Raw genomic sequence first — 22,350 nt, 5'->3', positions numbered from 1 at the left:
CAAGGGGCTGAAACCGGCTCAGATGAGCTATTGCAACCTCTTAGTCAGCTTACCGACTTTGCAGCGCTTAGGCTATCTGTCAGCATTCTCAGACATCGCTCGGCACAATGGCCGATGTGAGGCTAAGCGATCGTCTATGCCCCTAGCCCACGGGCATCTTGAGCGCATAGGGCTCTCTGCATCTACAATATGACTCGACTCTGGCGGCGATCGCGCAGACCAATCTACAAGCAGGCTAATTCTGCTGGGTTCACGCTGATTGAAGGATTGATTGTGGTAGTGATTATGGGGCTGATGGCGGCGATCGCAGCCCCCTCATGGTTTAGTTTTGTGCAACAGCGCAAGATCAACGCCACCCAAGACATGGTGTATCAGGGGATGCGGGCTACCCAGGCCGATGCCATGCAGCAGCGCCACGATCGCCGCTTCAGTATTCGCGATCGCAACGGCCGCATTGAGTGGGCTAGTCATCCCGAAACGACGTTATCGACCCAGGTGGTCGCTTGGTCTCCCTTGGTTGAGGGCGTCGTTTTTGCCGATATCGACAACACCATGCTTAGCTCAGGTGGCACTTACTATGTCAAGTTTGATATGTACGGCAACGTCAAGACCCGTGTTAGCACCGTCACATTCTCCATGGATGGCAGCAAAGAAACCCACCGTTGCGTGGTGGTTTCTACCATGATTGGGGCGATGCGCAAGGGCAAAGGACATGCCCAAGCCAACAGCAACGATCGCTTCTGTTATTAACCTCTCCCCCCACTTGGAGCAAAACCGAGTTTAATAGGTTAGCGCCATGACATGGTTTAGGAGTGAGTGAATGTCAGAAAGAAATGAGGGGTGGTACGTAGTTCAGGCCGAAGACGGCACCTGCAACGTGCTATCCGCAGAAAGCATTAGCCGCGAGCGATTGCAGGAGCGTCGCCCTATGTGGGGACCCTACGCCACCCAGCAGGAAGCCATTACCCGCCGGGTGGGGTTGATTCGCAGCGGCAAATGCGAGCCCGCCTGAAGAGGCACCACGACCCTAAGCGGCAGTTCGGCCCCGGAGCGAGTCGTAGCTCTGCAAAAACCAAGCGTAGGTCTGCTCGATACCAGTTTTAAGGTCGGTTTTAGCCTGCCAGCCCGCTGCGTTGAGGCGCGAGACGTCGAGCAGTTTGCGCGGGGTGCCGTCGGGCTTGGTGGTGTCAAACACTAGGTCGCCTTCATAGCCGACCACGGCTTTCATAGTGAGGGCTAATTCTTTGATTGAAACCTCTTGGCCGGTGCCGACGTTGACGAAATCTACGTCGTTGTAGTTGTTCATCAAAAACACTAGGGCGTCGGCTAAATCATCAACATACAGAAACTCGCGCAGGGGGGTGCCGGTGCCCCACACGGCGACGGTGGGCTCACCATTGACTTTGGCCTCGTGGAACTTGCGCATCAGCGCGGGCAGCACGTGGGAATTGGCCAGATCAAAGTTGTCGTTGAGCCCGTAGAGGTTGGTGGGCATGGCCGAGATAAAGTTCACCCCGTACTGACGGCAGTAGTTTTCGCAGAGCTTGAGGCCGGCAATTTTGGCGATCGCATAGGGCTCATTGGTCGGCTCTAGAAAACCCGTCAGCAGGTAATCTTCCTTCATTGGCTGCGGGCAGAGCTTCGGGTAAATGCAGGATGACCCCAAAAACAGCAGTTTTTGCACGCCGTGCTGGTAGGCGCTGTGGATGATGTTGGCCTCAATCATCAAATTGTCGTAGAGAAACTCGGCCCGATAGGTGTTGTTAGCATGAATGCCACCCACCTTAGCCGCCGCCAGAAAGACGTAGTCAGGCTTTTCTTGGGCGAAGAACTCATCCACTGCTGCCTGGCTGCGCAGGTCAAGCTCTTGGCTTGAGGGCAATACCAAATTTTCATAACCCTGAGCCTTGAGGGTTCTCACCAGGGCGCTGCCTACAAGGCCACGGGAACCGGCTACATAGATTTTAGATTGAGTATCCATAGGGTTGAGCTCAGATAAAAATTACATCAGCACTGAATGTAGATGGCCTATCCCCATTGCCACGAGTCTGACATCGGGAGTCTGCCAGCGACAACCGCCTGCTCGCCGAGTTTAGCGGTAGTTCACAATGAAGCCTGAAGCCCGTCTCAAGTTTCCCACTCCTTTACGCTATGACCCTACAGCCCTTGCCCAACCGCTGGCAATTTTGGATCGATCGCGGCGGCACCTTTACCGACATTGTGGCTCGTCGCTCCGATGGACAGATTATCGTCCATAAGCTGCTATCCGAAAACCCCGATCGCTACGCCGACGCCCCTATTCAAGGCATGCGTGATCTGCTGGGGTTAGGGCCAGGGGAAATGATTCCGGCTGAGCTGATCGAGGCGGTAAAAATGGGGACAACCGTAGCCACCAATGCACTGCTGGAGCGGAAGGGCGATCGCACCCTCCTCGTTACCACCCAGGGCTTTAAAGATGCTCTGCGCATTGGTTACCAAAATCGCCCTAACATCTTTGCTCGCCACATTGAGCTGCCCGAAATGCTCTACGAGCAGGCGATCGAAGTCAACGAACGCCTCACCGCCCAGGGCGAAGTTTTAATTGCTTTAAGCGCTGAGGAGGAAGCTCGACTCACCCAGGAACTTCAGCGAGCTTACGATGCTGGAGTTCGCGCCTGTGCCATTGTTCTCATGCACGGCTATCGCTACCCTGCTCACGAACTGCGCTTAGGGGACCTCGCCCGCCAGGTTGGCTTTACCCAAGTCTCCCTCTCTCACCAGGTGAGCCCGTTAATTAAGCTTGTCAGCCGAGGCGACACGACGGTAGTGGATGCTTATCTGTCGCCAATTCTCAGGCGCTATGTAGATCGGGTGGCAGGGCAGTTGGCGGTGGGGGAGATGGGGGAGAACAAGCAGTCCCATGCCTCCCCTCCTTCCTCACCCCGCCTTATGTTCATGCAGTCCAATGGTGGCCTAACGGATGCGGCGCTGTTTCAGGGCAAAGACAGCATTCTCTCTGGCCCTGCCGGGGGCGTAGTGGGGGCGGTGCAGACCAGCCGCCAGGCCGGGTACGATCGCATGATTGGCTTTGACATGGGCGGCACCTCAACGGATGTGTCGCACTATCGAGGCGAGTACGAGCGCACCTTTGAAACCGAGGTGGCGGGGGTGCGGCTGCGGGCACCAATGATGGCGATTCACACGGTGGCGGCGGGGGGCGGCTCGATCGTGAGCTTTGACGGCAGCCGCTATCGGGTGGGGCCAGAGTCGGCAGGGGCTTATCCGGGGCCAGCCTGCTATCGCCATGGTGGACCGCTGGCGGTAACCGACTGCAACATCATGGTGGGCAAACTCCAGCCCGAGTTTTTCCCCCATGTGTTTGGGCCGGGGGGCGATCTGCCGCTCGATGCAGCGGTGGTACGCGAGCAGTTTGCGGCCCTGGCAGAGGAAATCCACGCTGCCACTGGGAATGCTCGTAGCCCCGAACAGGTCGCCGCTGGATTTCTTGCCATTGCGGTGGAGAAAATGGCTAACGCCATCGAAAAGATTTCCGTGCAGCGGGGCTACGACGTTTCTGAATATGTACTGTGCAGCTTTGGCGGGGCCGGAGGCCAGCACGCTTGCCTGATTGCTGAGGCCCTGGGCATGACCGAGGTGTTTCTGCATCCCTACGCTGGGGTGTTGTCGGCCTACGGCATGGGGCTGGCAGATGTGAGATCGCTAAACGAGCAATCTGTAGAACTACCCCTAGATGAGGCTACGCTGCCGCAGATTCAGCAGGTGGTAGAGTCTCTGGCTAAAAAGGGACTGGAGGAATTGCGTCAGCAGGGGTTTGAGGCCCTCTCCCCTAGCCCCTCTCCCGGAGAAAGAGGGGAACCGGAGAATTCAAAATTGCCCCAAGTTTTGCCTCGGCTATTGCTGAAGTACGAAGGGACAGATTCGGTGCTGCCGGTAGATTTTGCGGGGGTGGAGGCGATGCGATCGCAGTTCACCACTCTGCACCGCCAGCGCTACGGTTTCGCCCAGGAGAATAAAACTCTCATTGTTGATACCGCTGCAGTCGAAGCCATTGGCCAAACCCACAGCCCCGACGAACCCGACATTCAAAAAACTCGCACTACGCCGCTGCTGCCTAAAACCAGCGTGTCTGTCTACACCGCTGATACCTGGTACGACACCCCCGTCTACCACCGCGATGATTTGTGCCCAGGGGATGCGATCGCAGGCCCGGCCCTCATCATCGAGGCGACGGGCACCAATGTTGTGGAGCCGGGTTGGAGGGCAACTCTGGCAACAAAGGGGCATTTGATTTTGAAGAAGGAGGTGAGAGGACAGGCAATAGGAGTTGGGAATTCAAAATTCAAAACTTCTCCGGAGACGCTGCGCGAACAAAATTCAAACTTGCCTGATCCTGTTCTACTCGAAATCTTCAACAACCTCTTCCGCGCCGTGGCCGAAGAAATGGGAATCACGCTGCAAAACACTAGCTACTCGGTCAACATCAAAGAACGTCTGGATTTCTCCTGCGCGGTGTTTGACCAAAATGGTCAACTGGTGGCTAACGCGCCCCACATTCCTGTGCATCTGGGGTCGATGGGCGAAAGCGTGCGGAGTTTAATCGAGGCCAAGGGTGCTGACCTCAAACCGGGCGATGTGTATCTGCAAAACAACCCCTACAACGGCGGCACCCATTTGCCGGATATAACCGTTATCACTCCAGTCTTTTTGGCCGAGCCCCACGCCTATATCGCCCAGTCGGGGACAGAGGAGAATCCAAAACCATCTCAAACTCTATCCACCCATCCACCCATCCACTCATCCACTCATCCACAGTTCTACGTCGCTTCTCGCGGTCACCACGCCGACATCGGCGGCATTACCCCTGGCTCGATGCCTTCGAACAGCACTTCGATTGAGGAAGAGGGCGTGCTGCTCGACAATGTGCAACTAGTTGATCGGGGGAGGTTTCTGGAGTCTGAGCTGTTAGAAATCCTGACGACGGCCCCCTACCCTGTGCGGAACTCAACGCAGAATGTCGCTGACTTGCAGGCCCAAATCGCGGCTAATGAAAAGGGAGCGCAAGAGCTGCAAAAGCTGGTGGATCACTATGGTTTAGCGCTGGTGCAGACCTACATGCAGCATGTGCAGGACAACGCCGAAGAATGCGTGCGGCGGGTGATCGATCGCCTCCACGACGGCCAGTTTACCTACCCAATGGATGACGGCAGTCAGATTGCCGTGCAGGTCACCGTGAATCGCGAGGGACGCTGCGCCAAGATTGACTTCTCTGAAACCTCCCCCCAGCGGCCCAGCAATTTCAACGCGCCGACAGCGGTGTGCAAAGCAGCGGTGCTCTACGTGTTTAGAACACTGGTGGATGACGACATTCCCCTCAACGCGGGCTGCCTCAAACCGCTGGAAATTGTCATCCCAAAGGGGTCCATGTTAAACCCACACTACCCAGCGGCAGTGGTGGCGGGTAATGTGGAGGTGTCTCAGGCGGTGACCGATGCGCTGTATGGGGCTTTGGGTGCGATCGCCGCTTCTCAAGGCACCATGAATAACTTCACCTTTGGCAGCGATCGCCATCAGTACTACGAAACTATCTGCGGCGGCTCGGGGGCTGGCCCCGGCTTCCCCGGCACCGATGCGGTGCATACCCACATGACCAACTCGCGGTTGACCGACCCCGAGGTCCTGGAATGGCGCTTTCCGGTGCTGCTGAGAGAATTCTGCATTCGCCAGGGCAGCGGCGGAGCAGGAGAATACGCTGGCGGCAACGGCATTGTGCGCACAGTGGAATTTCGCGAACCGATGACGGCCGCAATTCTCTCTAACCATCGGCTAGTACCGCCCTTTGGCTTGGCCGGAGGACAGCCAGGGGATGTGGGAGAAAACCAGGTGATTCGCGCCGATGGCCAAGTGGAGGCTTTGCCGGGGCAGGCCACCATAGCCCTAGATGCGGGAGACTGCATTCGAATAGCCACACCGGGCGGTGGCGGCTACGGCAATCAACCCGAGTGAGGTGCAAAGAAAACTGGCTATTCTGCGCCAGCTCTAAAGATGTCCTGCGCTGTCAACCTCAACGCTGCAAAGGTCGGTGAAACCAGTAGATCATTTCCAGTAAATCGTTCTAGCTGATAGCCATCGGTCCCTAGGGTACAGAGTGTGATTGTGGGCTGCTTCGGCTGGCCAATCACCCGTGCGGCCCCCAGGGCGCGGAAGTCCACGATCCAGTATTCTGCGATGCCCATAGCCTCGTAGTCAGCCAGCTTGAGACCGTAGTCGTCCCGCCAGTTGGTGCTGACCACCTCTACTACCAGCTTGACCGTCGCGCCGTTGCAGACCGTAAACGATTTTTCCCACAGGGGCTCGTGCTGGAGTTGAGTGCGATCGAGCACGGCCACATCGGGAATGTAGCCCGCATTGGGCCGCAGGGGTTTCACTACGCAGGTGCGAAGAATTGTTAACGGCAACTCTAACTGGTCAATTAGAACACCAAGCTTGAGGGCAATAAACCCACCAATGTCTCCATGGGCACCCGTGGGACGCACCTCAACCACCTCGCCTTCAATCAGCTCGTAGCGCCCGCCATCGCAGGGGTATTGATCGATAAAGTCTTCAAAACTGAGGGGTTGCGCTGTGGTCTGCACCATCTAGACACCCGCCGTGATTTAGAACAGATGTGACTACAATTGACCGTACTCGCCAGCTAACCCTAGCCGCGCTGCTGAAGAAGCAGCGCGGCGTTTGAGACCCCAAAGCCCAGGGAGATGTAGTCTGCATAACTTGACACATCAACTTTTCTTGAAATAATAAAGCATCAATATTTTTTGAAATGAGGCTGTGTGCAAAGCGCTACAGCTAGTTTCTTGCTTCTATTCGCCATCGTTCGATCCAGAGGGTTTAGGAATGGTCAGGGTTGCTGTAAACGGATTTGGCCGCATTGGGCGGCTGGTGTTGCGAGCGGGCTGGGCCCTACCTGAGCTGGAATTCGTTCACATCAACGAAGTCAAAGGCGGCCCTGAGTCTGCGGCGCATCTACTCAAATTTGATTCGGTCCACGGTCGTTGGGCAGCGGAAGTCGAAGCCGTTAGCTCTGAAAAAATTGCGATCGCCGGCATTCCCCTCAGCTTCAGCAGCGGTGCTTCTCCCAATGAGGTGCCCTGGGCCGACTATGGCGTAGACCTGGTGCTGGAGTGCTCCGGCAAGTTTCGCACTGTAGAATCCTTGGCCCCTTACTACGACCACGGCGTTAAGAAAGTAATTGTTGCCGCCCCGGTCAAAGCAGGCGCGCTCAACGTGGTCTACGGCATCAACGATCACCTCTACGACCCAGCAGAACATCACCTACTGACGGCCGCCTCCTGCACCACCAACTGCCTGGCCCCCATAGTCAAAGTGATCCACGAAGGGCTGGGCATTCGCCACGGGGTGATCACCACCATTCACAACCACACCAACACGCAGACCATTGTGGATGCTCCCCATCAAGACCTGCGCCGTGCCCGCGCCACAGGCATGTCGCTAGTTCCAACAACGACGGGATCGGCGACAGCGATCGCCCTGATCTACCCCGAACTCAAAGGCAAGCTCAACGGCCTAGCGGTGCGGGTACCCCTGCTCAATGCCTCCCTTACCGACTGCGTGTTTGAAGTCGATCGCCCCACCACCGTCGAAGAAGTCAATTCTCTCCTCAAAGCCGCCGCCGATGGCTCGCTCAAAGGAATTTTAGGCTACGAAACCCGCCCCTTAGTATCGGTGGATTACAAAGACGATCCCCGCTCCTCGATCGTCGATGCCCTCTCCACTATGGTCGTGGACGACACCCAGGTAAAAATTCTCGCCTGGTACGACAACGAGTGGGGCTACTCCTGCCGCATGGCGGAACTGGCTCGCAAGGTAGCGCAGAGCCTATAGACCTAGTCCTCAAAAGATAGGGCTCAGCGAACATTTTCTCTTTTCTTGACCTGAACTCTGTGGTGCATTGCTGCGCGAATGCACCCTACGGCTACTCATCCACCCATCTACTCGCCCACCCATCCACTCCCCATGTCCTCCACCTTCAAACCCGAGAGCCTGCGCAACTACGCGATCATCACCGCCGCCTACTGGGGCTTTACCATCACCGACGGTGCCCTGCGGATGCTGGTGCTGCTGCACTTCCGCGTGCTGGGGTATAGCCCCTTTGCGATCGCCATGCTGTTTCTCTTCTACGAAGTGTTTGGCGTGGTGACGAATTTCTTCGGTGGCTGGATTGGTTCCCAAGTGGGCATTCGGCAAACCCTCTACGGCGGCATTGCCCTGCAAATTTTTGCCCTGGTAATGCTGAGCTGCTTGAACCCCGACTGGGGGGTGCCGGTGCAGGTGGGCTATGTAATGGCGGCTCAGGCCTTCTCGGGCATCGCCAAAGACCTCACCAAAATGAGTTCTAAGAGCGCCATTCGTTTGGTGGTGCCCAAGGAAGCAGCATCGCGCCTGTTTAAGTGGGTGGCGGTGCTCACCGGGTCAAAGAACGCGCTAAAAGGGGTGGGATTTTTCGTCGGGGCCGCCCTGCTAGAGGGGGTGGGCTTTCGCCCAGCGCTACTGAGCCAGGCGGCCGTGCTGGGGGTGATTTTGCTATCGGGCTCGCTCCTGCCTGCGGGTATGGGCAAAATCGGCAAAAAAGTGCCCTTCAAGCAGCTGTTTTCTAAGAGCAAAGCGATCAATGTGCTGTCGGCGGCGCGGTTCTTTTTGTTTGGCTCGCGGGATGTGTGGTTTGTAGTGGCGCTGCCGGTGTTTTTGTATGAGGCGCTGGGCTGGCGGTTTATGCAGGTGGGCAGCTACATGGCTCTTTGGGTAATTGGCTACGGCATGGTGCAGTTTTTGGCACCGCAACTTTTGCGCAAAGACAGCACCGGCAAGGTGGTGCCCAAGGCCAAGACCATTCTGTTTTGGACATCCATTTTGACGCCCATTCCAGCCCTGATTGCGCTGACGCTGATGGCTGGGGTGCGGGGCGACATTGCCGTGACCGGCGGACTTGTGGTTTTTGGCGTTGTGTTTGCCTTTAACTCGGCGGTGCACTCGTACCTGGTGCTGGCCTACACCGAAGATCGCGATGTCAGCCTCAATGTGGGCTTCTATTACATGGCAAACTCGGGCGGGCGACTGCTGGGGACGATTACCTCAGGGCTGTTTTACCAGTGGTTTGGGCTAGTGGGGTGCCTGTGGGTGTCGAGCTTGTTTGTGCTGGCGGCGGCACTGATTACGGCGCAGCTGCCCGAGCCAAACCCTGCTGATTCGACCATGGTGGTAGGCTAGTGAGCAAATGTTGGCGTTGGTTGACCATTCAAAGATTTGTAATAGAAAGTAAGACCCGGAACATTGCTCTCTAAACTGTAGTTATAGCTACAGTTTTTGAAGGAAAGTTATGGATAAGCAATCGTCTAGCCAGCGTCGCCAGGTGATTGGAGAGCTGCGTCACCAACTGCGATTCGCCAGTGTGGAAGAGCGCGATCGCATTCGCCAAGAGTTGAACTTTTGGGAGCAGCGGGGCCGCTAACTCGCTGACAGCAGGGGCAGCAGTAGGGTGACGAAAAAGTACACCAGTGCGCCTGTAAACACATAGCTATCGGTGCGGTCTAAAATGCCGCCGTGGCCGGGGATGAGAGCACCAGAGTCTTTGACCCCGGCATCTCTTTTCATCAGCGATTCGGTGAGGTCACCCAGCAGGCTGGATGTGCCCACCATTAGGCCGAGGGCAGCTCCAGTGGCAGGCCAGAGAGGCCATTGCAACCAGTGACTGCCAATCAATGCCACTACCATGCTGCCCAGCATGCCGAAGACCGCCCCTTCAACCGTCTTCTTGGGGCTGATGTTAGACAGCGGGGTGCGGCCAATAATTCTTCCAGCGGTGTAGGCCCCAATATCTGAAGCCCAAATGCAGGCAAAAGCTAGCAGAGTGATGACAAGACCGTAGGGTAAGCTATCGAGGGCAGGGGGCCAGGTTGCGGGCCAGAAGCCGCCCAGGGGCAGGGTGGTGGCGGTGTCGCCCAAGTCGCGCAGGCGCACCCAAAAGCTGGGTAGATAGCCGCCGTAGAACAGGCCTAGAATAGACGCTGCCACATCGGCAATGGTGGCCACCTGGGGTTGGAACAGCAGATAAAAGCAGATAAACGTACCGCTCAGCGGCAGCAGAGCGTCGGCTAAGGGCGGCGACAGGTGGGCAGTAATCAGCAGCAGCTGGCTTACCACTAGGGTAGTTTTGGCCGCCGGCAAGATGCCTTTGGCTTTTACCAGGGCAAAAATTTCAAGCTGCCCCAAGAAAATCAGCACCCCAAAGCCTAGGGTGAAGTACCAGCCCCCCAGCAAAATCATGACCAAGGCGACCGCGATCGCCACTATTCCGCTAATGATTCGAGGCCAGAGCATAGGTGGAAGTGCAGAGGGGGTTAAACAGAGCGTTGCCCCTAGTTATGAGGCAGCAACTGTCATGCAGCTTATTACACTGTGCCACATTCCCCTAGAGTCCCCGCCAGGAAACCAAGACAGGAGGCTAGCGGTAAGAGCAGGCCAAAGGTGTACCCGCCCGGTTGAACCTGTCTTTAGCCAGTAGAGGTGGCGAGCTGGGGATAGCCTGCTTCTACTAAGGCGCGATCGCGAATACGGCAAGAGTCACACCGCCCACAGGGCTCCGCACCACCCTGGTAGCACGACCAGGTTTGCTCGATCGGCACTCCCAGAGCCACCGCTCGACGCACAATATCTGCTTTAGAATCCACCACCAAAGGCGCAACCAGTTTGGGGGCATGACCTTCTAGCCCCGCCTTTGAGGAGAGCTGAGCTAACTGCTGAAAGGCGGCCAGATATTCAGGCCGACAGTCGGGGTAGCCAGAATAATCCACCGCGTTGATGCCCAGGTAGATCGCCTCGGCCCCCTTGGCTTCGGCCAAGGCCAAAGCCAGGGCAATAAACACCGTGTTGCGCCCCGGTACGTAGGTGGAGGGAATGCCCGCGTCAAGGCCTTCCTGGAGCAGCGGCTGGGCTAGGTCAGTGAGAGAAGACGCGCCCCACTGGGCCAGGTCGACATCAATGAAGTGGTGGTCTGCGATCGCAAAATGCTTCGCCACAGCCTTCGCCGCCTCTAGCTCGCGCTGGTGCCGCTGGCCGTAGTTAAACGACAGCGCCACCAGGTCATAGCCATCGGCGATCGCCTGGGCAGCGGCCGTAGCCGAATCGAGACCACCCGAGAGCAGCACAATGGCTTTAGAAGTAACGCTTGACTGAGCCATAGGGCAAATGAAGACCGGAGCGACTAGGTACCCATTTGTACGGTAGCTAGAATAGCCCAACGCTGCTCAAAAACCTATGGATTTTGGGTTTCTAGTACCGACAGATGACTGCGTTCTGCTGGAATCTTTGTCCCTTCAATCAATAGGTAATTACTCATGTTAAGTGCATTAAAGTCTGTGCTTCTTTAAGCAATAAGTCATTACTTATAGCAAATGTTTGGCGCTGACGAATCATTATTGTTAACAAAATAAGTCATGAGCTAATTTCCATTGCACCTTTAAATAGGGAGAAGTCAAGCTATTGAGAGAAAACAGCTCTTTACCTAGGATAGATACATTGAGTGCTGCTAAGTTTCTAGTTGACAGGCTCAGATTCTTACGCTTAAACTCAGTAAATCGAACAAGTCAGCCTAGTCTGCTAACCCTGTGTCTTTAGGTTTTTGCCTTTAAGTGTCTGGGTATGCAAGAGCGGGGGAACCAGTAAAGGGGCGTATTTCCGAGTTCTTAATACCCAAATTGAGGGTAATCGGAAGAGGACATCTCTCAGTCCTAGCCCGTCAGCTAACCTCGTCGGCATTGAGGGGAGATTGAATCGTCAGCATTTTTACTAATGTTTGGCTGTTTCAGTGTCCTAAGTCGTGTTAACACGGCTTGTTCGCTGTCCATGATTAGCCTCTAGGAGTGTTTCATGCAGCCCAAGTTGCGCACCCGTGCGGCTGCCCGTTCGGGGCAGACCAAGTCTGTCAAGCCGCCATTTCGCTTTCCGTTGGAAAGGATTGTCTTACCGGCGATCGCGTTTCTCGTCGTGCTGCTGGTTTGGTGGGTGGTCGCCACATTTTTCACCACGCTGATGCCTACTCCTGGGCAAGCGTTTATGGCCAACCTCGACTACATCTTTAATCCCTTTTTCCGGCGCGGGCCGGGCAATTTGGGCATTGGTTGGCTGCTGCTGGCCAGTTTGCGGCGGGTGCTGCTGGGGTTTTTGTTAGGCACGCTAGTGGCCATTCCAGTCGGCTTTTGGATTGGTCTATCGCCCCGCGCCATGATGGCCATCAACCCCATCGTGCAGCTGTTTCGCCCGGTGTCTCCGGTGGCCTGGTTGCCCATTGCCCTATCAATCTTTAACCTGGCCAATCCATCGGCTATTTTCGTAATTTTTATCACTTCCCTGTGGCCAACGGTGATCAACACCGCCCTGGGTGTGGCCAGCGTTCCTAAAGATTATTTAGACGTGGCGCAGGTGCTAGAAATGCCCCGCTGGCGGCAGATGACTAAGATTATTTGGCCAGCCAGCCTACCTTATATTTTCACGGGTTTGCGGCTGAGCTTGGGGATCGCCTGGCTGGTAATTGTGGCAGTTGAAATGCTCACTGGCGGCATTGGTATTGGCTTCTTTATTTGGGATGAATGGAACCGGCTCAGCCTTAGCTCGGTATTTTTGGCGGTGGTTGTTATTGGTCTCACCGGCCTAGTGTTGGACTACGGCATCACTCTGCTCGAGCGCTGGGCAACCCACCGTCCTGCCAAAGCTATGTAGCCTTCAAGCTAACTGGCAAAACCTCTCAGTTCACTGCTGAGCAAGTTCTTTAAAAAGCAGGTTTTGAGTAGGCAGCCAAACGCGGCTGGTCAGTCCAATCCCTTCTGACACTTCACAGACAACAAGGATTAAAGCCATGACGATGATCAACCGGCGATCGCTCTTGCAAGGGGCGGCTGGGTTTACGGCGGGGCTAGCGGCTTCGGCCTGTAGTCAGGCGCTGCGATCGAGCAGTCCATCACCTAGCGGCGGGGCGGCTCAGGCCGCCAACGTTGAGCAGGTGGTTGACCCGGCCAGTTTAGAGCGGTCCCACATTAAGGTGGGCTATGTGCCCGTTAATGACTGCGCTCCGTTTGCGATCGCCCAGGCCAAGGGCTTTTTTCACAAATACGGGCTGACGGTTGCCCTCAACCGCGAGGCCAGCTGGGGCACCTCCCGCGATGCCGTCATCTTTGGGCGGCTTGACGCATCCCCGGTAGTCTCTGGGGCCGTCACCAATGCTCGCGTTGGAGCCGAGGGTGCTCCCCAGGCTCCCATGTGTGCGGCCCTGACCATTCACCGACACGGCAACGCCATGACCATGAACCGCGCCATGTGGGATTATGGCCTGCGCCCCTGGCGGGAATATAATGGCGATCTGGAGGCCTTTGGTCGCGATTTTCGGGGCTATTTTGACAGCATACCCACATCTCAAAAGGTCTGGGCCGCGGTGCTTAGTTCAGCTATCTACGAATACTTCATTCGCTACATCTCAGCAGCGGCAGGGGTTGACCCGGTAGAAACGTTCCGCATCATTATCAGTCCGCCGCCGCAGATGGTCTCCAATATTCGCATTGGGGCCATGCAGGCTTACATGGTAGCCGAGCCGTGGAATACTCGCGCCATCACCGGCAACGAGGATGTCGGCTTTACCTTTGCCCACGGCAAAGAGGTGTGGCAGGGGCACCCCGACCGGGTGCTGGCGGTGATGGAAGATTTCATCAACGAAAATCCTAAAACCTACCGCTCCCTCGTCAAGGCGATGATCGAGGCCTGCCGCTACTGCGACGACCCGGCCAATCGCACCGAAGTCGCAGAGATTATCTCGGCTCGATCATTTACTGGGGCAAAGCCTAAATTTACGGAACCTGCCTTGGTGGGTAACTACAACTACGGCGGTTTTGATGGCAAAGATCGCACTTTTCAAATGCCAGATAGCACCGTCTTCTTTAAAATGCCCGAGAACCTGCCTCATCCAGCTGGCGACCATTCCACCTTTATGTGGCAGTCCCAGTCAATCTGGCTGATGACCCAGGCCACCCGCTGGGGGCAAATCGAGGAGTTTCCAGCCGATGCGGAAGCCAAAGCTAAGCAGGCCTGGCGCACCGATTTATATCGAGATATCGCCGGGGAAATGGGCATTGAGTGCCCAGCAGATGACTACAAGGTAGAACCTGGGGAGCTATTCATCGACGGTCTTGCTTATGACCCCAGCGACCCAGTGGGCTATTTAAACGGGTTTGAGATTCGCGCTAACCGTCCCCAGCGGATCTATATGGGGTGAGAGATGGCTGGTTGAAGGGCTGACATGTCAAGATCTTTAAACCGGCCCCCTACGCTAAGCCCGCTGCCCCGCAAACAGTCTTCCTTGCTCTAGATGCAATATTCAGGAGAAAACCATGGTCAAGTCAAGTCAATACTCACAGCCCTCTGAGCAACGGCAGGCTGAGCTTGGAACCGATTTTTTGGTCATTCAAGACCTGGTAAAGGCTTACCCTAGCGCTGGTGGCGACCCCACAGTCGTGCTCGACAACATCAACCTCACCGTCGGCGCCAACGAATTTATCGCTATTATTGGCCACTCGGGCTGTGGCAAATCGACGCTGCTCAAGATTGTCAGCGGCCTAGAGCAAGCCACCTCAGGCGGGGTGTTTTTGGAAGGGAAACCAATCAAAAAGCCAGGGGCCGATCGCATGATGGTGTTTCAAAACTATTCGCTGCTACCCTGGCTGACAGTGCGCGAGAATGTGCGGCTGGCGGTGAATGAAGTGTGCGACCATCTTTCTCCCCGCGATCGCACTGATCTGGTCGAAGAACACCTGGCGATGGTCAACCTCACCGACGCAGCCTTGAAATACCCTGACGAGCTGTCGGGCGGTATGAAGCAGCGGGTCGGCATTGCCCGCGCCCTGGCGATTCGGCCTAAGATGCTGCTGATGGATGAACCCTTTGGTGCTCTCGATGCTCTTACCCGTGGCCACCTTCAGCGCCAGGTGTTGGATATCTGGGAGCGCAACCCTCAGGCGGTGATGATGATTACCCACGATGTGGATGAGGCTATCTATATGGCCGATCGCATTGTGATGATGACCAATGGCCCCAATGCCCACATTGGCGAAATTTTGGAGGTGCCGTTTAAGCACCCGCGCGATCGCACTGCCCTGCGCGAATCCAAAGAGTACTTTGAACTCCGCAACCATGCCCTAGGGTTTCTCGACAGCTACTTTGAGCAAATGAGCTAGGGACGTCGAAAAGGAAACGCTGACCTCAACCCACTCGCTCTACTCCGCTAACACGTAGCGGGTGAGTACGCGCATGATTTCGTTGATGCGCCCGGTGGGTTGGGGCTTGCTCCACTCGCGCACTTCGGCAAAACCGAGGCGATAGAGTTCGTGGAGGATGCGCTCAACGCCGTGGGTGCTGCCGATGACCAAGATGCGAATGACCTCGCGCCCCGGCTCAGCAGCGGGTTCGATGGTGACTTGCAGAGCGGGATTGGACAAGACCGAAGGAATAAACGCTTGCGGCATAAGGACACCTTTATGTAATCGCTTAAGATGACAAGTGCATCATATAGCATCTGCGCATCCCATGTCATCTCTTGCGATTACATTTACGATGCTCTGCTCCTTTGGGACGATGGGGGCATGGGAAGAGCAGGAAAAGCGCTACGGGAAGTCCTCACGCAGTACGGCATTAGCCAAAATAGCCTCGCCGTCAAAATGGGTTTGCAGCGATCGGCTATCTACAAGTGGTTCCACGAAGAACGTGACCCCACCGCAGAGACAGTAGCGGATATTGTAGAAGCTCTAAAAGACTTAAGTGACGAAGCAGCAGCAAGTTTTGTCTATCTTTACTTAGGCGAAATGCTGAAAGGTGAGATCAACGAGCAGGACAAATCCACCTAATTGATAGGATAAATGCTTCAACTTTTAAAACAACCTGATTGAGCCTAGTTGAGTCTGAGTCTTGCCAGTCCAAGGTCTTAGCTATGCCTGAACATTAATACTCTGCTATCGAGAAATCTCAATATAAGGAACAGAGATATTACATGTACTTGGGGAATACTCTTAAGCAAGACCGATGTGATCTTATATGGTGCCGCCTAGCTAGGTGTAGTATTTCTTGCATGATGAGTTTGCGTAGTGCTTGCTCTGCATAGATAAAGCTTGTCTCGTTTTCATAAAAAAGTTAGTGATATTGAGTTGCAACTATGAGAAAGACATTAATTAAAGAGTCCGATTATTTTGTTGCATGGTTATTTTTTTTACTTAATATCGACAATCATTGGCATAATTTTTGGATTCGTCTGTGGCTTCTTTATGGGCGTGATTTTAGGGGCAGCGGGAATTGACATGGATATTATTACTGCTCCAACAGCAGTAATAGGATTCTTGGCTGGATTACCTGTTTCCTACATCACCTTTCGCCTAACAATTGAGCATTTCTTCATAGGCAAATTTTAGTAGCAAGTAGGGTAGACAAATTCAAGCTGCTCTAGTTAGCCCAATTCTTTAAAGCCGGACAAGTTCAACAGTTTTCACTGGAGCGATTGCCTATTTTTATCACTAACTACTCTTAGTGGTAAAAATAGGCTTTTATGGTATTTTGAATGTGTGTTTTTTTGAATAACAAGGAAAAAGGCTAGAAAGCTTATGAGATGGGGCGATTGGAATTTTAATGCAAGTAATCTCACGCTGAATCATACGGTTGAAGGGTATGAAATTGATTTGGAAGAAATAAATAGTAGTGCGGAAATGCTTGATTGGATTTTTCAGGTTCGCAACAAACAATGGGGTACACCGCAAGTTCTTTTTGACTTAATCACGGCATTTGAAGAAATCCTAAAGCCACAATCTAATTATTGCTCTTTTGGAGTAGATAAGCGCGCAAATGGCAGTGAACTGGCCAAAAGCTTTGCGAAAAAGCACAGGAAAGAATAATTAGGGCTCACTGAAGAAAATGGCATTACCCACGATTAAATTTAAGCTGCTCTGGTTGGCCTAACCTTCCTATCAGCCAGGCAAGCTCAGCAGGTTGCATTGAGGCGATCGCCTATTCTCTCCATTGGGCAATACGCTCAAAAACCAAGACCACGATCAGCTTTAGGGTGCGTAGCACTCAGGCGAGGCTCCGCGATCTTCACCAACCGTAGGGTGCATTCGCGCAGCAATGCACCACTTTGAGGTTCCACCCACCGTTGGGCACTTTGATACAAAGTGCATCCCTCGCTTCCATGCCCGACTACCGACGTTGCTACCAACCCGGCGGCAGCTTCTTCTTCACCCACGTTACCTATCAACGCTATCCCTGGCTCTGTACCGACTTGGGCAGGCAGTCCTTACGTCATGCCATCATCACAGTGCGGCAGAAGTATCCTTTTACCATTGATGCCTTTGTGCTCTTGCCCGACCATTTTCATTGCATTTGGACATTGCCTGACAAGGATGTCGACTACGCTAAGCGGTGGCGGTTGATCAAGCTGATGGTGACAAAAGCTTGCGGCCAGGAGTTAACGCTGCCATCTGAGAAAAGCCCATCGGGAGAGCGGCGTAGGGAAGGAAATTTGTGGCAGAGGCGCTATTGGGAAAGCTGCATTCGAAATGAGCAGGATTTTGTGAGCCATTGTGAGTACATTCACAACAACCCGGTGAAGCATGGGTTGGTAGAGTGCCCAACGGATTGGGCGTTTTCAAGTGTGCATCGGTATTTGCGGGAGGAGCGGTAGATACTCTGAGTGGTGCATTGCTGCGCGAATGCACCCTACAAGCTTGTTGGCATTTGCCTGACGGCGACCTGGTTCAGGCATCATAAGTGCCCTTATTAACCTCAGATCGCTCTCACAGGCGAAAGGATGCAGAGCCATAGCGCTAAAATGGGAAACTGCGTTGTTGCTACTCCCAAAGCCTAAACCTATGGCCGGTTCTGCTCGTCAATATCACATCACCACCTTCGGCTGCCAGATGAACAAGGCCGACTCCGAGCGTATGGCTGGCATTCTCGACACCATGGGCCTCACCTGGACCGACGACCCCTACGACGCCGACGTGGTGCTCTACAACACCTGCACCATTCGCGACAACGCCGAGCAAAAAGTTTACTCCTACCTGGGTCGCCAGGCCAGACGCAAGCACGAAAACCCCGACCTGACGTTAATTGTGGCCGGGTGCGTCGCCCAGCAAGAAGGCGAAGCCCTGCTGCGCCGGGTGCCCGAACTCGACCTGGTGATGGGGCCACAGCACGCCAACCGTCTGCAAGACCTGCTAGAGCAGGTGTTCGACGGCAACCAGGTCGTTGCCACCGAAGAGGTGGACATCATGGAAGACATTACCAAGCCCCGGCGCGACAGCACCATCACTGCTTGGGTGAATGTAATCTACGGCTGCAACGAGCGCTGCACCTACTGCGTCGTGCCGGGGGTACGCGGCATCGAGCAGTCGCGCACGCCAGAGGCCATCCGCGCCGAGATGGAGGAACTAGGCCGCCAGGGCTTTAAAGAAGTGACTCTGCTAGGGCAAAACATTGATGCCTACGGCCGCGACCTGCCCGGCTCTACCGCCGACGGGCGGCACCAGCACACCTTCACCGACCTGCTGTATTTCGTCCACGATGTGCCCGGCATTGAGCGCATTCGCTTTGCCACCAGCCACCCCCGCTACTTTACCGAGCGACTAATTCGCGCCTGCGCTGAGCTGCCCAAGGTGTGCGAGCACTTCCATATTCCCTTTCAGTCAGGCGACAACGACGTGCTGAAGGCGATGGCGCGAGGCTATACCCACGAAAAATATCGCCGCATCATTGACACCGTGCGTCGCTACCTGCCCGACGCCGCCCTTAGTGCCGATGCGATCGTCGGCTTTCCCGGCGAAACCGAAGAACAGTTTCAGCGCACCATGGATTTAGTCAACGACATCGCCTTTGACCAGCTCAACACAGCGGCCTATTCTCCCCGCCCCGGCACCCCCGCCGCCCTGTGGGAAAACCAGCTCTCTGAAGAGGTGAAGGCCGATCGCCTCCAGCGGTTAAATCACCTAGTGAATACGAAGGCGGCGGAGCGATCGCAGCGCTACGCGGGCCGTATTGAAGAAGTGCTAGTCGAAGCCGCCAATCCTAAGAACCCTACCCAGGTGATGGGTCGCACTCGCGGCAACCGCCTCGCCTTTTTCCCCGGCGATATTGCACTGCTGAAGGGCGAACTTGTGCCAGTCAAGATCACCGAGGTGCGCCCCTTTAGCCTGACGGGAGAACCGTTGCGGGTGGCTGCGATCGCGGGCTAACCACCTTCGAGGGTTTGTCTGAGAGCAATTGAGAACACCATAATTCGCTGAGCGCAGGGGCTAGTGCTGCTGCGCGGCATTGTCGTGCGATCGCTGCTCTAGCCCGATTATTGAGATTGCAGGCATAGAAGACGCGATCGCCCAATGCAGCTCGCCCAAAAGCCTCTAATTTCTGTGCCTTTAGCTACATTTCTGTGACCATGTCAGCAAAATATGACAAAATACTTCCAGAGTATTTTTGCTTATCGACTGCGTTGAGCATTTAGGCGGTTTAGGGCTAACAGCGGACACCACCATGAGACAGCTTAACTATCGACCTGCACCTCGAACCCTGAGGCTGTTGCGCCCCTCGTCCCATCAGCCCCGGTTCACTCACGGGCAAATTTTGACCTCCTACCTGTGCAGCTTTGTGGGTATTGCCGTTTTGGCCTACCTCACGGTCTACACCGGCTATCCCTTAATTGCCGCTCCCTTTGGGGCTACAGCGGTACTGGTGTTTGCCGTGCCCGAAAGCCCCCTAGCCCAGCCCCGCAACGTAATTGGCGGATGCGTGGTCGGAGGGGTGGTCTGCGTCGCCTGCGTCAGTCTCTTTGGCACTGCGCCCTGGGTGATGGCCCTAGCAGTGGCCACCGCTATTCAGCTGATGCAGCTCACCCACACCCTGCATCCCCCTGGGGGAGCCGTCGCCCTAGTGGGCGTCATGAGCAATGCCTCTTGGGATTTTGTCTTTACCCCCGTGTTGACCGGGGCGGTCTTGCTAGTGCTCTGTACGGTGGCCTTTAGCCGTTGGATTCCCGGCCGCCCTTACCCAAAACATTGGCTGTAAAGCATTTATCCCCATGCTCTAGACAGAGCTCACTGTATGTTATCTAGTTGAGACGTTTCTCTTGAAAACGTTCAAACGTTTGAATGTTATTAGAGGTAGTTTCAGTAGTTCGAAAGTTCCCGCAGCCCACCCTGTGGGAAGCAAGCGACACCCCCGGCCCCTCTCCCAGAGACGTGAGGGAAGCCGGAACCAGACTTCAAAGTCCCTCTCCCAGCTTGGGAGAGGGATTTAGGGGGAGGGCTAGATTACTGCAAGAAAGCGTGTTTGGGTCTACTGAATTTAAGCAGTGGGTGCCTCAGGGGCATAAAACGCCAGATGGGTTGTGCCGTAGTGCTTTTGCCGCACCAACTCTAGCCCAGGAATAGCAATCGGAACCCAGGCATCGGGTCGATGCTCCACAGCAATCTCGCCCGTGGGCTGAAGCAGACTTAGGCTCGCCACCCGTTCAAGAACAGGCAGGTACAGCTCGCTGTCGTAGGGCGGGTCGAAGTAAATGCAGTCGAAGGGTTGCCTGTGCAGCCGTGATAGCTGCTTCACCACATCGCCGCGAAACAGGCTGAAAGTTTGGTCGGGCTGAGCCACTTTTTGCCAGTTTTCGCGGGTAATGGTGTAGGCATCCGGCGACTTCTCAATCCCTACCACTTCTGCCGCGCCGCGACACAGTGCCTCGGCCCCCATCGCACCGCTGCCCGTGCACAGATCAAGCCAGCGGCAGTCGGCAATGCGACCCTGCCAGATGTTGAATAGTGCCTCGCGCACCCGTGCCGCAGTGGGGCGGGTGTCTAGACCGGGCAGGGTTTTAAGGGCGCGATTGCCGTAAATACGCAGCATGGCTAGGCAACAGCCATAGGGGTTTGAGCTTTTACCAGGGCAACGAAGTTGGCCAGCATGACCAGGCCAGCGGGGGCAGACTTTTCAGGGTGATACTGCATGGCGAGGATGTTGTCTTGGGCGATCGCCGCTGTCACCGTCTGGGTGCCGTGGGTTGTTGTCGCCGCATTCACCGCCGGGTTGCTCGGCTCAGCATAGTAGGAGTGCACAAAGTACACCCAGTCGCCATCGCTCACCCCTTGCCACAGCGGGCACTGGGGCTGCGTCAGCGTCAGCTGGTTCCAGCCCATATGGGGGATCGCAATGTCGGGCTCTTTCTGAAACTTCTTAATGCGTCCGGGAATGATGCCCAGCCCTGGCTCTATGCCTTCATCACTGCCGTCAAACAACAGCTGTAGGCCCAGACAGATGCCGAGAAACGGTTTGCCCGCTGCGATCGCCGCTTTAATCGGCTCCACCAGTCCCTTCTCGCGCAGGTGCCGCATCGCTGGGTCAAAGGCCCCATCGCCGGGTAGCACCAGGGCATCGGCGGCCTCTAGATCGGCCACCACGTCAGTGATCTGCGGTGTTGCCCCCGCCAGTGCCAAACCTTTGCAGGCCGAGTGCAGGTTGCCCATGTCGTAGTCAATCACGGCAATATTAGCCATACATGCTCCTGCGCTCTGGCGTCGGGGTTTCTACAGACTCTATCCTACCTGGGGATGGGTAGAGGGTGGATGGGTAGGGGGTGGAGGAAAGTTTTAAGGGTTGAGTTTGAATGCTTTCTGTACATGCAAAACTCAACCCTTAAGATTCAAAACTAGCTTATTACTCTGCCACTCCCTTATCTTCCCCACCTCCCTCACCCCTCCCATGCTCCTCACCACCTTCGCTCCCTGGCGGGCCCATCAGCCATCCAACGCCGCCGACGATCTGGTTGCTTATCTGCAACAGCAGCAGCAGATTCCTCCCGGCACCACTGTGCTGCGCCACATCCCGGTCAGCTTTGAGCTGGCCCCCATTCGAGTGATGGCTAAGCTGGTCGAACTGCGATCGCCGGTGGTGGTGTGCTGCGGCATGGCCGAGGGTCGTAGCCACCTGCACTTAGAGCGCTACGGCAAAGGAAAGGATATAGCGCTACAGAGTTCTCTGCCGTTGGCGGCACTGCTGGCCAACACCCACCTCAGCGGTGTTAGCGACGACGCGGGCACCTACGTCTGCAACCACCTGTATTACCGGCTACTGGAGGTGATCGCCCAGCATCGCTGGCCCGTCCAAGCCCTCTTTGTCCACATTCCACCTCTGACCCCAGCAACGCGCCCTATATTTGCCCACGACCTAGCCCTCATACTAAAACGGCTGACCCTATTGGCCAGCCGTTCTGCGTAG

General features: G+C 55.5%; 23 protein-coding genes and 1 riboswitch. Of the genes, 16 read left to right on the top strand and 7 right to left on the bottom strand.

Annotated elements, in window-relative coordinates; all coding sequences use genetic code 11:
- Positions 1 to 189: 189 nt before the first annotated feature.
- Complete coding sequence (locus NC979_RS04380; protein WP_190524218.1) at positions 190 to 750, top strand: pilus assembly FimT family protein; 561 nt, start codon at positions 190 to 192, stop codon at positions 748 to 750.
- Positions 751 to 820: 70 nt separating this feature from the next.
- Complete coding sequence (locus NC979_RS04375; protein WP_190524215.1) at positions 821 to 1,012, top strand: hypothetical protein; 192 nt, start codon at positions 821 to 823, stop codon at positions 1,010 to 1,012.
- Between the two features lie 15 nt (positions 1,013 to 1,027).
- Here the strand turns inward: NC979_RS04375 and fcl are convergent, their stop codons facing one another.
- A complete protein-coding gene (fcl, locus tag NC979_RS04370; protein WP_190524211.1) occupies positions 1,028 to 1,981 on the bottom strand; it encodes a GDP-L-fucose synthase in 954 nt (317 codons plus the stop codon).
- A gap of 170 nt (positions 1,982 to 2,151) precedes the next feature.
- Here fcl and NC979_RS04365 point away from each other — a divergent pair, with 170 nt between their 5' ends.
- The gene (locus NC979_RS04365) at positions 2,152 to 6,003 is read left to right on the top strand and encodes a hydantoinase B/oxoprolinase family protein (protein WP_190524207.1); all 3,852 of its coding nucleotides are present in this window, start codon (positions 2,152 to 2,154) and stop codon (positions 6,001 to 6,003) included.
- Positions 6,004 to 6,020: 17 nt separating this feature from the next.
- Here the strand turns inward: NC979_RS04365 and NC979_RS04360 are convergent, their stop codons facing one another.
- A complete protein-coding gene (locus tag NC979_RS04360) occupies positions 6,021 to 6,635 on the bottom strand; it encodes a Uma2 family endonuclease (RefSeq protein WP_190524204.1) in 615 nt (204 codons plus the stop codon).
- 256 nt (positions 6,636 to 6,891) lie between these two features.
- On the opposite strand from NC979_RS04360, the gene NC979_RS04355 reads away from it, so the two are divergent.
- From NC979_RS04355 to NC979_RS04345, 3 genes are all read left to right on the top strand, one after another.
- Complete coding sequence (locus NC979_RS04355) at positions 6,892 to 7,899, top strand: ArsJ-associated glyceraldehyde-3-phosphate dehydrogenase (RefSeq protein WP_190524201.1); 1,008 nt, start codon at positions 6,892 to 6,894, stop codon at positions 7,897 to 7,899.
- 132 nt (positions 7,900 to 8,031) lie between these two features.
- Positions 8,032 to 9,282 carry an organoarsenical effux MFS transporter ArsJ gene (arsJ, locus tag NC979_RS04350; protein WP_190524198.1) on the top strand — a complete coding sequence of 417 codons (1,251 nt, stop codon included), beginning with the start codon at positions 8,032 to 8,034 and terminating at the stop codon, positions 9,280 to 9,282.
- A 109-nt stretch (positions 9,283 to 9,391) separates the two neighbouring features.
- Positions 9,392 to 9,523, top strand: a complete 132-nt coding sequence (locus NC979_RS04345; protein ID WP_255524884.1) for a hypothetical protein — start codon at positions 9,392 to 9,394, stop codon at positions 9,521 to 9,523.
- On the opposite strand, the gene NC979_RS04340 is transcribed toward NC979_RS04345, so the two are convergent.
- Together NC979_RS04340 and queC are read right to left on the bottom strand one after the other, a co-directional pair.
- Complete coding sequence (locus tag NC979_RS04340) at positions 9,520 to 10,392, bottom strand: phosphatidate cytidylyltransferase (protein WP_190524195.1); 873 nt, start codon at positions 10,390 to 10,392, stop codon at positions 9,520 to 9,522. The genes NC979_RS04345 and NC979_RS04340 overlap by 4 nt on opposite strands.
- A 173-nt stretch (positions 10,393 to 10,565) precedes the next feature.
- The gene (gene queC / locus NC979_RS04335; protein WP_190524193.1) at positions 10,566 to 11,252 is read right to left on the bottom strand and encodes a 7-cyano-7-deazaguanine synthase QueC; all 687 of its coding nucleotides are present in this window, start codon (positions 11,250 to 11,252) and stop codon (positions 10,566 to 10,568) included.
- 431 nt (positions 11,253 to 11,683) lie between these two features.
- Positions 11,684 to 11,843, top strand: a riboswitch (cyclic di-AMP (ydaO/yuaA leader).
- A 97-nt stretch (positions 11,844 to 11,940) separates the two neighbouring features.
- On the opposite strand from queC, the gene ntrB reads away from it, so the two are divergent.
- The 3 genes from ntrB to NC979_RS04320 all read left to right on the top strand — a co-directional run bounded on the left by ntrB (position 11,941) and on the right by NC979_RS04320 (position 15,290).
- Positions 11,941 to 12,789, top strand: a complete 849-nt coding sequence (gene ntrB, locus NC979_RS04330; protein ID WP_190524189.1) for a nitrate ABC transporter permease — start codon at positions 11,941 to 11,943, stop codon at positions 12,787 to 12,789.
- Between the two features lie 136 nt (positions 12,790 to 12,925).
- Entirely contained in the window at positions 12,926 to 14,332 is a 1,407-nt protein-coding gene (locus tag NC979_RS04325) for an ABC transporter substrate-binding protein (protein ID WP_190524186.1), read from the top strand.
- Positions 14,333 to 14,447: 115 nt separating this feature from the next.
- Positions 14,448 to 15,290, top strand: a complete 843-nt coding sequence (locus NC979_RS04320; protein WP_190524183.1) for an ABC transporter ATP-binding protein — start codon at positions 14,448 to 14,450, stop codon at positions 15,288 to 15,290.
- Between the two features lie 39 nt (positions 15,291 to 15,329).
- Here NC979_RS04320 and NC979_RS04315 read toward each other — a convergent pair whose 3' ends face one another.
- Entirely contained in the window at positions 15,330 to 15,578 is a 249-nt protein-coding gene (locus tag NC979_RS04315; RefSeq protein WP_190524180.1) for a hypothetical protein, read from the bottom strand.
- A 117-nt stretch (positions 15,579 to 15,695) separates the two neighbouring features.
- Between NC979_RS04315 and NC979_RS04310 the strand changes: the two genes are divergently transcribed.
- The 6 genes from NC979_RS04310 (at position 15,696) to NC979_RS04285 (ending at position 20,151) form a co-directional block, all read left to right on the top strand.
- Positions 15,696 to 15,956, top strand: coding sequence for a helix-turn-helix domain-containing protein (locus NC979_RS04310; protein ID WP_190524177.1), 261 nt, complete (start codon positions 15,696 to 15,698; stop codon positions 15,954 to 15,956).
- Between the two features lie 414 nt (positions 15,957 to 16,370).
- Complete coding sequence (locus NC979_RS04305; RefSeq protein WP_190524175.1) at positions 16,371 to 16,514, top strand: hypothetical protein; 144 nt, start codon at positions 16,371 to 16,373, stop codon at positions 16,512 to 16,514.
- A gap of 189 nt (positions 16,515 to 16,703) precedes the next feature.
- Positions 16,704 to 16,991, top strand: a complete 288-nt coding sequence (locus NC979_RS04300) for a hypothetical protein (RefSeq protein ID WP_190524173.1) — start codon at positions 16,704 to 16,706, stop codon at positions 16,989 to 16,991.
- Between the two features lie 293 nt (positions 16,992 to 17,284).
- The gene (locus NC979_RS04295; RefSeq protein ID WP_190524171.1) at positions 17,285 to 17,776 is read left to right on the top strand and encodes an REP-associated tyrosine transposase; all 492 of its coding nucleotides are present in this window, start codon (positions 17,285 to 17,287) and stop codon (positions 17,774 to 17,776) included.
- 187 nt (positions 17,777 to 17,963) lie between these two features.
- Entirely contained in the window at positions 17,964 to 19,325 is a 1,362-nt protein-coding gene (miaB, locus tag NC979_RS04290) for a tRNA (N6-isopentenyl adenosine(37)-C2)-methylthiotransferase MiaB (protein WP_190524168.1), read from the top strand.
- A 295-nt stretch (positions 19,326 to 19,620) separates the two neighbouring features.
- The gene (locus NC979_RS04285) at positions 19,621 to 20,151 is read left to right on the top strand and encodes an HPP family protein (RefSeq protein ID WP_190524165.1); all 531 of its coding nucleotides are present in this window, start codon (positions 19,621 to 19,623) and stop codon (positions 20,149 to 20,151) included.
- Between the two features lie 279 nt (positions 20,152 to 20,430).
- On the opposite strand, the gene rsmD is transcribed toward NC979_RS04285, so the two are convergent.
- Both rsmD and hisH read right to left on the bottom strand, forming a co-directional pair.
- A complete protein-coding gene (gene rsmD / locus NC979_RS04280; protein ID WP_190524161.1) occupies positions 20,431 to 20,982 on the bottom strand; it encodes a 16S rRNA (guanine(966)-N(2))-methyltransferase RsmD in 552 nt (183 codons plus the stop codon).
- 2 nt (positions 20,983 to 20,984) lie between these two features.
- Positions 20,985 to 21,629, bottom strand: coding sequence for an imidazole glycerol phosphate synthase subunit HisH (hisH, locus tag NC979_RS04275; protein ID WP_190524158.1), 645 nt, complete (start codon positions 21,627 to 21,629; stop codon positions 20,985 to 20,987).
- Positions 21,630 to 21,834: 205 nt separating this feature from the next.
- On the opposite strand from hisH, the gene NC979_RS04270 reads away from it, so the two are divergent.
- Positions 21,835 to 22,350, top strand: coding sequence for a pyroglutamyl-peptidase I family protein (locus tag NC979_RS04270; RefSeq protein WP_190524155.1), 516 nt, complete (start codon positions 21,835 to 21,837; stop codon positions 22,348 to 22,350).

It is taken from the genome of Leptolyngbya subtilissima AS-A7, from assembly GCF_039962255.1.
In the GTDB taxonomy this organism is placed as follows: Bacteria; Cyanobacteriota; Cyanobacteriia; order Phormidesmidales; family Phormidesmidaceae; genus Nodosilinea.
The sequence above is the reverse complement of the archived record's forward strand: the minus strand, read 5'-3'. Positions and strand labels throughout refer to the sequence as shown.